This window comes from Streptomyces sp. NBC_01446 (assembly GCF_026340095.1).
Lineage (GTDB): Bacteria > Actinomycetota > Actinomycetes > Streptomycetales > Streptomycetaceae > Streptomyces > Streptomyces aureus.
The window spans coordinates 5,590,818-5,605,341 of the sequence record NZ_JAPEPO010000001.1; the positions used below are offsets into that span (position 1 = coordinate 5,590,818).

General features: G+C 70.6%; 15 protein-coding genes. 4 read left to right on the forward strand and 11 right to left on the reverse strand.

Features of this window, described 5'->3' with window-relative positions:
• Positions 1-79 precede the first annotated feature (79 nt).
• Complete coding sequence (locus tag OG456_RS24975; RefSeq protein WP_266564591.1) at positions 80-1,072, reverse strand: aldose epimerase family protein; 993 nt, start codon at positions 1,070-1,072, stop codon at positions 80-82.
• A 30-nt stretch (positions 1,073-1,102) separates the two neighbouring features.
• Positions 1,103-2,023, reverse strand: a complete 921-nt coding sequence (locus OG456_RS24980) for an SGNH/GDSL hydrolase family protein (RefSeq protein ID WP_266564593.1) — start codon at positions 2,021-2,023, stop codon at positions 1,103-1,105.
• Positions 2,024-2,403: 380 nt separating this feature from the next.
• Between OG456_RS24980 and OG456_RS24985 the strand changes: the two genes are divergently transcribed.
• The gene (locus tag OG456_RS24985; protein ID WP_227294500.1) at positions 2,404-2,898 is read left to right on the forward strand and encodes a DUF3145 domain-containing protein; all 495 of its coding nucleotides are present in this window, start codon (positions 2,404-2,406) and stop codon (positions 2,896-2,898) included.
• Between the two features lie 86 nt (positions 2,899-2,984).
• Here the strand turns inward: OG456_RS24985 and OG456_RS24990 are convergent, their stop codons facing one another.
• From OG456_RS24990 to OG456_RS25010, 5 genes are all read right to left on the reverse strand, one after another.
• Positions 2,985-4,256, reverse strand: coding sequence for a beta-ketoacyl synthase (locus tag OG456_RS24990; protein ID WP_116502272.1), 1,272 nt, complete (start codon positions 4,254-4,256; stop codon positions 2,985-2,987).
• Between the two features lie 83 nt (positions 4,257-4,339).
• Positions 4,340-4,588: an acyl carrier protein gene (locus tag OG456_RS24995; RefSeq protein WP_100591921.1), complete on the reverse strand. Its 249-nt coding sequence runs from the start codon at positions 4,586-4,588 to the stop codon at positions 4,340-4,342.
• Positions 4,589-4,658: 70 nt separating this feature from the next.
• Positions 4,659-5,690, reverse strand: a complete 1,032-nt coding sequence (locus OG456_RS25000) for a ketoacyl-ACP synthase III (RefSeq protein ID WP_266564598.1) — start codon at positions 5,688-5,690, stop codon at positions 4,659-4,661.
• A 17-nt stretch (positions 5,691-5,707) separates the two neighbouring features.
• Positions 5,708-6,646, reverse strand: coding sequence for an ACP S-malonyltransferase (locus OG456_RS25005; protein ID WP_227300322.1), 939 nt, complete (start codon positions 6,644-6,646; stop codon positions 5,708-5,710).
• A gap of 89 nt (positions 6,647-6,735) precedes the next feature.
• Positions 6,736-7,950: a CdaR family transcriptional regulator gene (locus OG456_RS25010; RefSeq protein ID WP_116502275.1), complete on the reverse strand. Its 1,215-nt coding sequence runs from the start codon at positions 7,948-7,950 to the stop codon at positions 6,736-6,738.
• Positions 7,951-8,047: 97 nt separating this feature from the next.
• Between OG456_RS25010 and OG456_RS25015 the strand changes: the two genes are divergently transcribed.
• Complete coding sequence (locus OG456_RS25015; protein ID WP_266569418.1) at positions 8,048-8,704, forward strand: pirin family protein; 657 nt, start codon at positions 8,048-8,050, stop codon at positions 8,702-8,704.
• Positions 8,705-8,760: 56 nt separating this feature from the next.
• Here OG456_RS25015 and OG456_RS25020 read toward each other — a convergent pair whose 3' ends face one another.
• On the reverse strand, positions 8,761-9,570 hold the full coding sequence (locus OG456_RS25020) for a serine hydrolase (protein ID WP_266564604.1): 810 nt from the start codon (positions 9,568-9,570) through the stop codon (positions 8,761-8,763).
• A gap of 153 nt (positions 9,571-9,723) precedes the next feature.
• Between OG456_RS25020 and OG456_RS25025 the strand changes: the two genes are divergently transcribed.
• Together OG456_RS25025 and OG456_RS25030 are read left to right on the forward strand one after the other, a co-directional pair.
• On the forward strand, positions 9,724-10,185 hold the full coding sequence (locus tag OG456_RS25025; protein WP_266564606.1) for a MerR family transcriptional regulator: 462 nt from the start codon (positions 9,724-9,726) through the stop codon (positions 10,183-10,185).
• Positions 10,186-10,190: 5 nt separating this feature from the next.
• Complete coding sequence (locus OG456_RS25030; protein ID WP_266564608.1) at positions 10,191-11,237, forward strand: aldo/keto reductase; 1,047 nt, start codon at positions 10,191-10,193, stop codon at positions 11,235-11,237.
• Between the two features lie 69 nt (positions 11,238-11,306).
• Here OG456_RS25030 and OG456_RS25035 read toward each other — a convergent pair whose 3' ends face one another.
• From OG456_RS25035 to OG456_RS25045, 3 genes are all read right to left on the reverse strand, one after another.
• The gene (locus OG456_RS25035; RefSeq protein WP_266564610.1) at positions 11,307-12,524 is read right to left on the reverse strand and encodes an acyltransferase; all 1,218 of its coding nucleotides are present in this window, start codon (positions 12,522-12,524) and stop codon (positions 11,307-11,309) included.
• Positions 12,521-13,651: an alpha/beta hydrolase gene (locus OG456_RS25040; RefSeq protein WP_266564612.1), complete on the reverse strand. Its 1,131-nt coding sequence runs from the start codon at positions 13,649-13,651 to the stop codon at positions 12,521-12,523. Before OG456_RS25040 ends, OG456_RS25035 begins: the two co-directional genes overlap by 4 nt.
• Positions 13,652-13,837: 186 nt before the next feature.
• Positions 13,838-14,515 carry a response regulator transcription factor gene (locus tag OG456_RS25045; protein ID WP_116502281.1) on the reverse strand — a complete coding sequence of 226 codons (678 nt, stop codon included), beginning with the start codon at positions 14,513-14,515 and terminating at the stop codon, positions 13,838-13,840.
• Positions 14,516-14,524 lie beyond the last annotated feature (9 nt).

Genomic DNA, 14,524 nt, shown 5'->3' on the forward strand with positions numbered 1-14,524 from the left:
GGCCGGTGGGGGTACGGGTTCCGGTTTGCCTTCTGCTTTCGCTTCCGGCTCCCGCTCCGGCGGTTCAGGCTCCTGTGGTTCAGGCGCGGGTGCCGAACCCGTACACCGTCTCCGACCGGAACACCTGACCCGGCCTCAGCTCCGTCGACGGGAACCGGGGCCGGTTGGGGGAGTCCGGGAAGTGCTGGGTCTCCAGGGCGATCCCGGCGCCGGGCGCGAACGGCAGCGTCTCGTCGAAGTGGTCGGCTGTGTACAGCTGGAGCCCCGGCTCGGTCGTCGCGACGGCCAGCGTCCGCCCCGACGCCGGGTCGTGCAGTTCGGCGACTTCCACCGGCGCCTCGGTGACCCCCTTGTCGAGCACGTAGTTGCGGTCGTGGCCGAGCCCCGGCTTCCGCGGCTCCCGGAAGTCGAAGGCCGTCCCCGCCACCTCGGTGAACTCCCCGGTCGGGATCAGATTCGCGTCCGCCGCGGTGAACCGCGAGGCCGCGATCCGCACCTCGTGCACGCCCGCCGCGTCACCCGAGCCCGCGCCGCCCAGATTCCAGTACGAGTGGTTCGTCAGGTTCACGACGGTCGGCGCGTCGGTCACCGCCTCGTACGCGATCCGCAGCGCCCCGCCCTCGTCGAGCGTGTACGTCGCCGAGACCTCCATGCGCCCCGGGAAGCCCTCCTCGCCGTGCGGACTCACCCGGTGCAGGCGCACACCGTGCTCCAGCGGGTCCGCGTCCCACACGCGCTTGTCGAAGCCGCGCTCGCCGCCGTGCAGCGCGTTCGTCCCGTTGTTCTGCGCCAGGTGGTAGATCCGGCCGTCGAGCGGGAAACGGCCGTCCGCGATCCGGTTCGCGTACCGGCCGACCAGCGCGCCGAGGAAAGGACCCGGATGGGCGAGGTACTCGTCCAGTGAGGGAAACCCGAGTGCCACATCCGCCGTGGCACCGGCCCGGTCGGGAACCTCCGCCGACTGCACGATCCCGCCGTACGTCAGGACGCGCACCCGCACCCCGTCGCGTTCGAGGGTCCAGCGGTGGACGGGCGTGCCGTCGGGGAGCGTGCCGAAGAGTTCGCTGCGCATGATCGAGACCCTACGCCGGGAGCCCACGGCTCAGGTGATCGGCTCCTTCGCCGTCACCCGGCGGTACGCCATCGCCGCGAGCCGCGACTGGCCGTCCTTGCTGGGGTGGAACCAGTCCCAGTGGCTGAGCTGCCGCCCGTCGAACCGGTAGTCGAAGACCGCCCCGCCGTCGTACCGGCACCGCCGGTCCTTCGCGCACACGTCCTGGAGCACCTCGTTGTACGCCATCACCCGGTCCTGCACCGACGCCCGGCGCCGTGTCGCCGCCGGGGCGAGGTCGTCCGGATCGGCCAGCATCGACGAACAGATGCCGAGCTTCCACACCTGCTTGCCCAGCGGGTTCGTCCGGCCCGCCGACCACAGGCGCTTGAGGTCCGGCACGCTCGACACGTACACCTGCGCCTTGGGCACCTCGCGCCGCAGCGTGCGCATCGCGTCCTCGAAGTCGGAGCGGAACGTGTCGACCGGCGTCATCGAGGCGGGTGTCGGCCGGCACGCGTCGTTGGCCCCCGCCATCACCGTCACCAGGCCCGGCGACACCGCGGCCGCCTGCTCCATCTGCGCGGGAAGGTCAGCCATCCGGGCGCCGGTGCGCGCGTAGTTCCAACTGTGCGTGGCCGCTCGGTCCTTCCCCAGGAGCCGGACCGCGAGACTGCGCACCCCGGTGTCGGAACCGGTCGCCCACGACACCTCCGGGCAGTCCGTGAGGACCGAGCAGGCGTCGAAGCCCCGCGTGATGGAGTCGCCCACGGCGGCAATGGAGCGCGGGCTCGTGTCCCACGTGGGGGTGGGCTTCGGGGACGGCTTCGTACCGGCCGTACTGCCCTTCGGTCCCGGGGAGTTGCCGCCGATCGCGTCGCACGCGGCGAGGCCCGCGGCGCCGAGCAGAACCGCTGTCACACCGGCGACGGCGGCCTGGACGGCAGCCGACCGGTGGCTTCGGATCCGCATCCCGTTGTCCTCTCTCCCCGCTTCTGGCCGCTGTCGGTGCCCCGGTCGTCGAACGTGACACCGTGCACCCCGCCGCGGTTGAGTCCCCGCGGGTGAAACGTCGGCGTTTGGAGGCACCGGGACCGACGGTACGTCACACTCCTTGCGCCGCCACACGGTAGCCTCGCCCCGTGGCGGCCCGGCCACTGCTGTCACAGCAGCGACGGGGCGGTCGGCCGCCCCGGTGAGGCCCCACAGCACAGCTTCCGCTAAATTACATCACGTCACATCTGTCCCTTTTTTCCTGGTTCCCCTGGTTCAACTGGTCTTTGGGGAAAACTGCTCGGCACGGGCGCGAGGCCGCCGGGGAAGGCGAACCTCGTCCCACACTGGAGGTCCCGGTGACGACACGTGGAGTTCTGTACGTGCACTCCGCACCGCGCGCGCTGTGCCCGCACGTCGAATGGGCAGTCGCGGGCGTGCTCGGCGCGCGCATCAACCTCGACTGGATCCGCCAGCCGGCGGCGCCGGGAACGTGGAGATCCGAGTTCTCCTGGCGCGGTGAGGCGGGCACCGCCTCCAAACTGGCGTCCGCGCTGCGCGGCTGGCAGCTCCTGCGCTTCGAGGTGACGGCGGAACCCTGCGCGACGGCCGAGGGCGAGCGCTACAGCGCCACCCCCGAACTGGGCATCTTCCACGCCGTCACCGGCATCCACGGCGACATCCTCATCCCGGAGGACCGGCTGCGCGCCGCGCTCGCCCGCTCCAAGAGCGGCGAGACGGACCTGGAGGCCGAACTCGCCAAGCTCCTCGGCAAGCCCTGGGACGACGAACTGGAATCCTTCCGCTACGCGGGCGAGGGCGCCCCGGTGCGGTGGCTGCACCAGGTGGTGTGAGGCGCTCGGATGTAGTGGTTCGCAGGTGCCGAAGGGCCCCCACCATCACGGTGGGGGCCCTTCGGCTACGTACGTGTACGCGGGGGTCAGACCGAGCGGAACGCCAGCACGACGTTGTGTCCGCCGAAGCCGAACGAGTCGTTCAGCGCGGCGATGCGGCCCTCGACGGGCAGCTTGCGAGCCTCACCGCGGACGATGTCGGCGGCAGCCTCCGCCTCCGGGTCGAGGTTCTCGACGTTGATCGTCGGCGGAGCCACCCGGTGGTACAGGGCGAGCACCGACGCGACCGACTCGATACCGCCGGCGCCGCCGAGGAGGTGGCCCGTCATCGACTTGGTGGCGGAGACCGCCATGTGGTCGGTGTCGTCGCCGAAGACCTTGCGCAGCGCCTTGAGCTCGGCCACGTCTCCGGCCGGCGTCGAGGTCGCGTGCGCGTTCACGTGCACGATCTCGGCCGGGTCCAGGTCGGTGTTGTCGAGCAGGTTCTGCAGGGCTTGCGAGATGCCACGGCCGCCCGGCTCCGGCTGGACGATGTCGTGGCTGTCGGCGGAGATGCCCTGGCCGACCGCCTCCGCGTAGACGCGGGCACCGCGCTTGGCGGCGTGCTCGGCGGACTCCAGGACCAGGACACCGGCGCCCTCGCCGAGGACGAAGCCGTCCCGGCCGACGTCGTAGGGACGCGAGGCGCCCTGCGGGTCGTCGTTGTTCTTGGACATCGCCATCATGTTGCCGAAGGCGGCGATGGGCAGCGGGTGGATGGCGGCCTCGGTGCCACCGGCGACCACGACGTCCGCACGGCCCGTGCGGATCATCTCGATCGCGTAGCCGATGGCCTCGGCGCCGGACGCGCAGGCGGAGACCGGGGTGTGCACACCCGCGCGGGCGTTCACGGCCAGGCCGACGTTGGCCGAGGGGCCGTTCGGCATGAGCATCGGGACGGTGTGCGGGGAGACGCGGCGTACGCCCTTCTCCTTCAGCACGTCGTACTGGTCGAGGAGCGTCGTCACGCCGCCGATGCCGGAGGCGATGACCGCGCCGAGCCGGTCGGGGGCGACGGCGGGGTCCTCACCGGCCTTGTCGGTGTAACCGGCGTCGGCCCAGGCCTCCTTGGCCGCGATCAGCGCGAACTGCGCCGAGCGGTCCAGGCGACGGGCCTGCGGGCGCGGGATGATCTCGCTCGGTTCCACGGCGATCTGCGCCGCGATGCGGACCGCCTGGTCGGCGGCCCACTCCTGTTCGAGGGGACGGACACCGGAACGACCGGCGACCAGACCCTCCCAGGTGGACGTCGCGTCGCCACCCAGCGGTGTGGTTGCGCCGATACCGGTGACGACCACGGTGCGATTGGTCGGGCTCACAGGAATTCTTTCTCCAACGGATGCGAGGGATTCAGCGGCGCCACCGCCGGGTGGCGGAGCGGCAGCACTAGGCGAGCTGTTGATCAGGCCTGGTGCTTGACGATGTAGTCGGTGGCGTCACCGACGGTCTTGAGGTTCTTGACGTCGTCGTCCGGGATCTTGACGTCGAAGCGCTCTTCGGCGGCGACGACGACCTCGACCATGGACAGCGAGTCGACGTCCAGGTCGTCGGTGAAGGACTTGTCCAGCTGGACGTCCTCGACCGGGATGCCGGCGATCTCGTTCACGATCTCCGCGAGACCGGCGACGATCTCTTCCTGAGTGGCGGCCATGTTGGCGCTCCTTCTTATGTATCCAGAGGGTGTGGCGGCGTTTCCGCCCGGAGTGATCCGGACGGTCTGCCTAGGGGAGGGTAACGACCGTGGCGGCGTAGACGAGACCCGCCCCGAAGCCGATGACGAGGGCGGTGTCGCCGCTCTTCGCCTTCCCGGTCGCCAGAAGCCGCTCCATCGCGAGCGGAATCGAGGCGGCCGAGGTGTTGCCGGTGGTCTCGATGTCACGGGCGACCGTGACATGCTCCGGCAGTTTCAGAGTCTTCACCATCGAGTCGATGATCCGCATGTTTGCCTGGTGCGGAATGAAGACGTCCAGGTCGTCCGCGCTGATCCCGGCCGCGTCCAGCGCCTGCTGGGCGACCTTCGCCATCTCGAACACGGCCCAGCGGAACACCGCCTGGCCCTCCTGCGTGATCGCAGGGAACTTGATGTCGCCCTTGCTGTCGAGCGGCAGCTTCGACACATCACCGACGCGGAACTCGTCCCACGGCACGGTCTGCTTGATCGTCTCGGACTTGTCGCCCTCGGAACCCCAGACGGTGGGGCCGATGTGCGGCTCCTGCGAGGGGCCCACGACGACGGCGCCGGCGCCGTCACCGAACAGGAAGGCCGTCGCGCGGTCCTCCAGGTCGGTCAGGTCGCTCAGCCGCTCCACGCCGATCACCAGCACGTACTCGGCGCTGCCCTCGACGACCATGCCCTTGGCGAGGGTCAGGCCGTAGCCGAAGCCCGCGCACCCGGCGGAGATGTCGAACGCGGCCGCCTTGGCGGTGCCGAGCTTGTCCGCGATCTCGGTGGCGATCGCCGGGGTCTGCTTGAAGTGCGACACGGTCGACACGACCACGGCGCCGATCTGCTCCGCGCTGATCCCGGCGTCCGCGATGGCCTTGCCGGAGGCCTCGATCGACATCGCGGCCACGGTCTCCGAGTCGGAGGCCCAGTGGCGCGTCGCGATGCCCGAACGGGAGCGGATCCACTCGTCGGACGAGTCGATCGTCTCGAGGATCACCTCGTTCGGCACGACCCGCGTCGGCCGGTAACCGCCGACGCCCATGATGCGCGCGTACGGGGCGCCCTGACTGGGCTTGATCTTCGACATGCTCTCGGGGCTCCTTGTCAGGCCGTCTGCGTGTCCGCCGCGGCGGAGGAGTGCTCGGCGATCAGGGCGCGGGCTGCGTCGAGGTCGTCGGGGGTCTTGAGGGCCAGGGTCTTCACACCTGGCAGGGCGCGCTTGGCGAGACCGGTGAGGGTGCCACCCGGGCACACCTCGACGAGCGCGGTCACGCCGAGCTCCTTGAAGGTCTCCATGCACAGGTCCCAGCGGACCGGGTTGGCCACCTGGCCGACCAGACGCGAGACGACCTCGGCACCGGTGGCGACCGTCCGGCCGTCCTTGTTCGACACGTACGCGACCGTGGGGTCGGCGGGCGTCAGGGCCTGGGCGGCCTCTTCCAGCTTCGCCACCGCGGGAGCCATGTGGCGGGTGTGGAACGCGCCGGCCACCGTCAGCGGCACGACCCGGCGTACGCCCTCGGGCTTGTCGGCCTCGAGCGCGGCGAGTTCCTCAAGGGTGCCCGCGGCCACGATCTGGCCCGCGCCGTTCACGTTCGCCGGGGTCAGACCCAGCTTCTCCAGGTGCGCGACGGTGACCTCCGGGTCGCCGCCGAGGAGGGCGGACATACCGGTCTTGGTCACGGCGGCCGCATCGGCCATGGCCAGGCCGCGCTTGCGCACGAGCTGGAGGGCGGCGGTGTCGTCGAGAACCCCGGCGAAGGCCGCCGCGGTGATCTCGCCGACGCTGTGGCCCGCTACGGCGTCAGGAGCGATGTCGCCGAGTGCGGCGGCCGACAGGAGTCCGGCCGCGACGAGCAGAGGCTGAGCGACGGCCGTGTCACGGATCGCGTCCGCGTCGGCCTGCGTGCCGTAGTGGGCAAGGTCGAGCCCGATGGCGTCCGACCACGCGGCGACGCGGTCTGCGGCACCGGGGAGGTCGAGCCAGGGAGTCAGGAAGCCGGGCGTCTGAGCGCCTTGGCCGGGAGCGACGAGTACGAGCACTCTCACACTCTCTCTTGTGGACGGCCACGGCCGCCCGTGGGGACAGGGACGAAGAACCGAAGGGGGAATTGTAGGCCCCCGACAAAAGGCTATGACTGAGGATCTGCGTCGGCCAGGCGCCCCAGGATCAGCGCGATCCGCAGCGTGAACGCCGACCTGACATCGGAGGGTGACCAGCCGGTGACGTCTGTCACACGTCGGAGCCGGTAGCGGACGGTGTTCGGGTGGACGAAGAGCATCCGGGCCGCTCCTTCGAGGCTGCTCGCCTGTTCCAGATAGACGCTGAGCGTCTCCAGAAGAGCCGAGCCGGCCTCCTCGAGCGGTCTGTAGATCTCCTCCACCAACTGCTCGCGCGCGGCAGGGTCGCTCGCGATCGCCCGCTCCGGAAGGAGATCATCCGCCAGAACGGGGCGCGGAGCGTCCTGCCACGCCCCGCACGCCTTGAGCCCGGCGGCCGCGGCCTGCGCCGACCTGGTGGCGGCGAGCAGGTCCGGCACCACGGGGCCGGCCACCACAGGACCCGCCGCGTACGGGCCGATCAGCGACTTCGCGACCTGGAGCGGATTGTTGTTGCCGCCCGCGATGACGACGAGACGGTCCCCGAGTACCCCGGTCAGGACCTGGAGCTTGGCATGCCGGGCGGCCCGCCGGATCGCCTCGACCGTCAGCTCGCTGTCCCCTTCGGGAGCGGTGCCGAGCACCACGCACACGTGCTCCGGCGAGTTCCACCCGAGCGCCGCGGCCCTGCTGACGGCACCCTCGTCGGCCTCGCCCGAGAGAACCGCGTTGACCACCAGGGACTCCAGGCGGGCGTCCCACGCGCCTCGCGCCTCAGCCGCCTGCGCGTAGACCTGGGCGGTCGCGAAGGCGATCTCCCGTGCGTAGACGAGCAGTGCCTCACGCAGGATCGACTCGTCGCCGGGCGCCGCCACCTCGTCGATCGCGGACTCCATGACCTCGATGGTCGTGCGGACCATCTCCACGGTCTGGCGCAGCGTGATGGCCCGGGTCAGCTCGCGCGGCGCGGTGCCGAACACGTCGGTCGAGATCGCCTGTGGAGCGTCCGGGTGCCGGAACCACTCGGTGAAGGCCGCGATACCGGCCTGCGCGACCAGCCCGATCCAGGAGCGGTTCTCCGGTGGCATCGCCCGGTACCACGGCAGCGTCTCGTCCATGCGCGTGATGGCCTGCGCGGCGAGGCTCCCGGACGACTTCTCCAGGCGCTTCAGGGTCGCGGAGTGCGGGTGGGGGTTCGCACGGCGGTCGCGATGGTCCGGGGCTTCGTTCGCTGAGGGTTCGGGCACGGGGACAAGACTGCCTTATCGGGACGGCTCAGCGGAGTGGAGGGTGCAAGGTGGCCGCGCGGACGTCCCCGTCCGGGGGTCTACCGTGTACGGCGTGATGGATGTACGTCGCTCCGGCGACCGGTACCCCGGCGGTGAGCCGGACACCGGAATCGAGTCGTTCCACGCCTTTTCCTTCGGGCCCCACTACGACCCCGACAACCTGCGCTTCGGATCGATCCTGGCCTGCAACGAGGAGCGCCTCGCGCCGGGCGCGGGCTTCGACGAGCATCCGCACAGCCACACCGAGATCGTTACCTGGGTCGTCTCGGGCCGGCTCACCCACCGCGATTCGACGGGGCACGAGTCCGCGGTCGCACCCGGCGATGTGCAGCGCCTCAGTGCGGGCGGCGGAGTGCGCCATGTCGAGCGCAACGACGGCCCCGACCCGCTCGTCTTCGTCCAGATGTGGCTCGCCCCTCTGGAGCCGGGTGGCGATCCGGTCTACGAGGTCGTGCACGGCATCGCCGACTCCACGCCCTACGACGTGCCCGAGGCCGGCTCCCTGCTGCATGTGCGCCGCCTCGGACCGGGGGAGCGAGCCGCCGTCCCGGACGCGGCCCAGGTGTACGTCCATGTCGTTCACGGAGAAGTGGTGCTCGGTGGCGAGGAGTTGGGTCCGGGCGACTCGGTCAGGATCGCCGGGGAATCCGGTCTCGAGGCCGTGGCGTCAGGACCGGCGGAACTGCTGCTGTGGGAGATGGCCGCCCGCTGAGGTCTCCCTTGCGAACGGCCGCGTGCCCCTCAGGCGTGATCCTCACGCCCGAGCCCTCACACCTCGGCGAGCACCGCGTCCGTGAAGGGAGGCCACACCTCGGCGGCCCACGGCCCGAAGGCCCGATCGGTCAGCGCCACACACGCGACACCCGCGTCGGGGTCGACCCACAGGAACGTGCCCGACTGGCCGAAGTGCCCGAACGTCCGCGGCGACGACGAACTGCCCGTCCAGTGCGGCGACTTGGAGTCCCTGATCTCGAACCCGAGCCCCCAGTCGTTCGGGTTCTGGTGCCCGTACCCCGGCAGTACGCCCTTGAGGCCCGGGTACTGCACGGTCATCGCCTCGGCGACGGTGCGGGGATCGAGCAGCCGGGGAGCCTGCACCTCGGCGGCGAACCGTGCCAGGTCGTCCACCGTCGACACCCCGTCCTTGGCGGGCGAGCCCTCCAGGGTGGTCGAGCTCATCCCCAGGGGTTCGAGAACCGCTTGGTGGAGATACTCCGCGAACGGGATCTCCGTCGCCTTCGCGATGTGGTCCCCGAGCACCTCGAACCCCGCATTCGAGTACAGCCGCCGTGTGCCGGGCGCCGACGTCGCCCGGTGTTCGTCGAAGGCGAGACCGGAGGTGTGCGCGAGGAGGTGGCGCACCGTGGAACCCTCGGGTCCGGCTGGGTCGTCGAACTCGATCGCGCCCTCTTCGTAGGCGACGAGCGCCGCGTAGGCGGCGAGCGGCTTGGTGACCGAGGCCAGCGGGAAACGATGGGCCGTCGGGCCGTGCGCCCCTAGGACCGTGCCGTCCGCGCGGACGACGGCTGCGGCGGCGGTCGGTACCGGCCAGTTCTCGATCATCGCAAGGCTCTGCATGACCACGAGCCTAACGGGCCCCGCGAGGACACCCTCCTACGCCCACGGGCGGGCCGAACCGTCGCGCGGGCCGCATCGCATCGGCGGACGCCGTCCGGAATTCCTCCCCGATGTGCTTGCTTGGAGTGCACTTCAACGTTCTAGCGTGGGGGCATGACGGTGATGGAGACCACCCCCGCACCCAGCAAGGCCGACGTCTGCGCATCGGGCCCCACCGCTCACCCGCGCCCGGACGGCCAGGACCACTACACGATCAGCGAGGTCGTGGCCGTCACCGGACTGACCGCCCACACACTGCGCTGGTACGAGCGAATCGGGCTCATGCCCCACATCGACCGCTCGCACACGGGTCAGCGCCGCTACAGCAACCGCGATCTCGACTGGCTCGCCTTCGTCGGGAAACTGCGGCTGACCGGGATGCCGGTGGCACACATGGTGCGCTACGCCGAACTCGTGCGGGTCGGTGAGGACACGTTCGAGGAGCGCCGCGAGCTTCTCGAATCGACGCGCAGGGACGTGCTGTCCCGGATCGCCGAACTCCAGGACACCTTGTCCGTACTCGATTTCAAGATTGACTTCTATGCGGGCGCCCGGCGGGCGTCGGAGAGGGCCTGAACCGCATGAGCAGCACGGAGCAGACGCAGCACACGGGGGAGCCGCAGCGGATTTCCACTGTGGAGTTGGGAAACAACGGGCCCTTGGTGGGCGTGCAGGGCCTCGGCTGCATGGGCATGAGCTGGGCCTACGGTCCGACGGACGCCGACGAGGCGCGGGCCACCCTGGAGCGGGGCCTGGAACTCGGCGTCACCTTGTACGACACCGCCGACGCCTATGCCGCCGGCGAGAACGAGAAGTTCCTTGCTCCCTTCCTCAAGGCGCACCGTGACGAGGTGGTCCTGGCCACCAAGTTCGCCCTGGGCGTGGACCCGAGCGACCCCACGAAGCGCATCATCAACAACGATCCCGCGTACATCCGCGCCTGCATCGACGCCAGCCTCCAGCGTCTCGGCGTCGACACCATCGACCTCTACTACATGCACCGCCGCGATGTGAACGTGCCCATCGAGGAGACCGTCGGCGTGATGGCCGAACTCGTCGCCGCCGGCAAGGTCAAGCACCTCGGCCTCAGCGAGGTCACCGGCGGCGAACTGCGCGCCGCCCAGGCAGTCCACCCGATCGCCGCCCTCCAGTCCGAGTGGTCGCTGTTCAGCCGCGACATCGAGCAGGAGGTCGTGCCGACCGCCGCCGAACTGGGCGTGGCCCTCGTGCCGTACTCGCCGCTCGGGCGGGGCTTCCTCACCGGGTCCTTCGTCAGCGCCGACAAGGAGCTCGATCCGGACGACTTCCGCCGCCAGCAGCCCCGCTTCACCGGCGACAACGCCGCCGCCAACGCGGCTCTGCTCGAGCCGGTGCGCCAGGTTGCCGAGGCCCATGGCGCCTCCCTCGGCCAGATCGCCCTGGCCTGGGTGCAGCAGCAGTCGCAGGCCTTCGGACTCCCCGTCGTCCCGATCCCCGGCACCCGCAAGCGCAGCCGCATCGAGGAGAACGCAGCGGCCACCCGCATCACCCTCACCGACGACGAACTCGCCCTGGTCGCCCCCATCGCCTCCCAGGTCGCGGGCAACCGCTACGCCGACATGACCTTCACCTCGGCGGGGCGCGAGTAACACCCCGGAGCCACCTGCCCGGTCCGTCGCCGGGGGCATCTCCTGCCCCGGCGGCGACCTGCCGGCACCTCACGCGAGCCCCAGGGCGAACACGGCGAACCCCGCTGCCAGCAGCCCGGCCAGCGCGCGCCGCACATGAGTCGCCCGCTTCCAGGGAGCATCGAAGCCCCGCGTGTACCTGCCGATCAGCACGAGCAGCCCCGCGAAGACCGGAAGCCACGTGACCCTCGCCGCTATCCAGCCCAGCGAGTCCGGACTCGTCGTCAGCCCCGGTATCGCGCCGGCGAAGGAACCGGGTATCGCCGCTGTCAGCAGCGCCGTCTGATGCCAGCAAAGGATCGTCATCGCCGAGAGGTTGATGACGACGACCGGTGCCCACAGCGCGGGCCGCCGCAGCAGCCTGCCGATCCGGTCCCGCAGGAGCATCGCCGCACCGCTCTGCGCGGCCGCCAGTGCGAGTACCAGCAAGGACGGCGGATGGGAGTTCGTCCGTGCCTCGCCCGGCACGCCCACCATCGAATCCGGGTAGTGGAACGCGAGGAGCAGCGTCGCGAACAGGCCAGCGCCGCCGATCAGCAGAGCCCACGCGCCACGCCTGCCGATCCTCTTCTCGCCCCAGCAGACACCCAGTTGGTAGGCAAACATCCAACCCGGGAGCAGATTGAGCAGGCTCAGCCAGGACGGCATGGCGTCCGCGTACGGCCCGTAGCGCAGGAAGTCGATCACGGCTACGGACCCGAGCAGCGGTGCCGCCGCCCACGCCCCCAGTTTTCGGGCGGCGCGTACGCAGTACGGCGTGAGCACGGTGATCACCGTGTAGACGCCCACGAACCACAGTGGCTGTATGACCAGCGTCGATCCTGTGTGGAGGGTCTTCTCCGGCACCCCGAGCGCGTACAACGCGGGGATCAGCGCGGCGCATACCGCCGTCACCCCGAGGACCGGGCGGCCCAGGCGGGCCAGCCGGCCACGCAGCCAGGCGCTCGTCGACCCGCCCGCGTCCAGCGTCCGCCGGTACGACAGAACGGATGCGTAGCCCCCCACCAGGAAGAAGATGCCGAGCATCTGCAGCATCCAGCTGATCGGGGCGAGGAATCCGAAGGAGGACAGCGGGCTCGCGTTGTGCAGCGCGCCCTCACCGTCGAGGGAGAAGCCGCCGAGGAGCCAGTGGCCCATGGGCACGGCGAGCAGCGCGAGCGCGCGCAGTCCGTCCATCGCCCGGTCCCGGTGAGCCGGTGTCTTCGCGTCGATGGCGGACGCGGTCCTGCGCAGGGTCGCGATACTCATGACGTGGCTCCGGTGGCGATGCGGGTGAAGGCGCGCAGCGAGTCCGTGCCGGGCGCGAAGTAGCCGGTGTGGCCCTCGGCGTGGTGGGCCGGAATGCGGCGGGCGCCGAAGGAAGGGTCGGTGGGGTCGGTGCCGTGGCCCAGGCCGAACAGCTCGACGTTCGGCACGCGGCCGATCCAGTCACTGTCGTCCCGCGCGGCCCAGACGCGGGCCTTGGTGCGCAGATCGGCCACCGTGTCCGCGCGCAGACCCGGAGAGCCGAGCACCACGAGGTCGGACGCGGGCAGCCGGGCGGCGGAGAGCCCGCAGACCACCGATCCGTAGCTGTGGCAGAACAGTGCGGGACGCGGTGCGCCCGAGGCCGTCAGGCCCTGGACGAAGCGGGTCAGCCTCGGCGCGCCCGCCTCGGCGAGCCGGCCGGTGACGGCGTCGGGTCCCAGGCCGACAGGCGTCGTGTAGCCCACCCACGCGACGACCGCAGTCTGGCCGCCCGACGCCTCGTAAAGCGAGCGGGCCATCCCCGCCGGGGTGCCGTACGGATCCTTGGCACGGTCGAACGAGCTCAGGTCGATGTCCGAGCCGGGCACGACGACGGAAACATGATCGGCGACCGTCAAATCCCCGAATACCTCGGCCACTTGGCCGCGACCTCGCGGGTCGAAGGCCAGTATCTGTCGCCCGTGCTCAAGGAGTTCGGTGTATCGCGTGACGAGGAAGCGAGCCTGCGTGTCGTCCTGCGACGTGAGCGACGCGTCCGTCGCACGCGCCCGGACTCGGTCGCGCTCGGCTTTCAGCGCACGGGTGTTGGCCTCGTAGCGAAGGTCCGCCGGAGCGCCGTCCAGATTACCGACCACGGTCGGATGCCGCTCGACCAGCTCCTGTCGCTCGGCGTCGTCCAACCCGCGGAAGAACGCCGCCACCTGGGCCGGCTTCGCGGTCGCCGGATCGGGCAGCCCAACACCGAGCGCATGGTCCGCACGCCACGATGCCGCGCCGGGCGGCGGCCCGGTGAGGGGGCTCTGCTCGCTGCCGACGGCCCAGCCCGTCGTGCCCGCCACGACAGTTGTCGTGAGCGCGGCGGCGACCAGTGTCCTACGGCCGCGTTGTTTCCATGAGCGCAGGCGCATCGCCCGTCTCCCCTCCGTCCGGTGGCGTGACGAGGGGAAGGTAGGGAGACGACGTCCGGCTCCACGTCACACCGGGGAGCCAACTCTCGTGTGATACCCGGGTATTCGAAGGTGCTACTCAGGTAGGGGGTGCGCGCTGAAGACCCGCGCTGGCCTGGGCGCGGTGGGTGATACCGGAGCCTGGGCCTATTGGTCGCCGGGCGTGACGAGGCCGGTCTCGTAGGCGAAAATCACGGCCTGCGCCCGGTCTCGCAACCCCAACTTCGCCAGCACGCGGCCGATATGAGTTTTCACGGTCTGCTCCGCGAGCACCAGCTTCTCCGCGATCTCCTGGTTGGACAGGCCCCGGGCGATGAGTTCGAGGACCTCGGTCTCGCGTGGTGTCAGACAGTTCAGCTCCGGCGAACGGTCCCTGCGGCCGGACGGGCGCTGCCTCGCGATGTCCTCGATGAGCCGGCGCGTGACCGTCGGGGCGAGCAGCGCCTCTCCGGCGGCCACCACACGCACCGCCGCGATGAGATCGGCCGGCGGGGCGTCCTTGAGGAGGAAACCCGAAGCGCCGGCGCGCAGGGCCTCGTACACGTAGTCGTCCACGTCGAACGTGGTGAGCATCAGGACCTTGGGGCGGTGGATCACGCCCGGTGGAGGGTCGAGGAGCGCGCGGGTCGCGGCGATCCCGTCCATCTCGGGCATCCGCACGTCCATGAGGACGACATCGGGATGTGTGGTCCGGCTGACCTCGACACCCTGCTTGCCGTCCGGAGCCTCGCCCACGACGTCGATGTCGCTCTGCGCGGCCAGCAGCGCGGCGAACCCCGCTCGCACCATGGCCTGGTCGTCGACAATGATCACGCGGATGGTCATGCGGTGCCG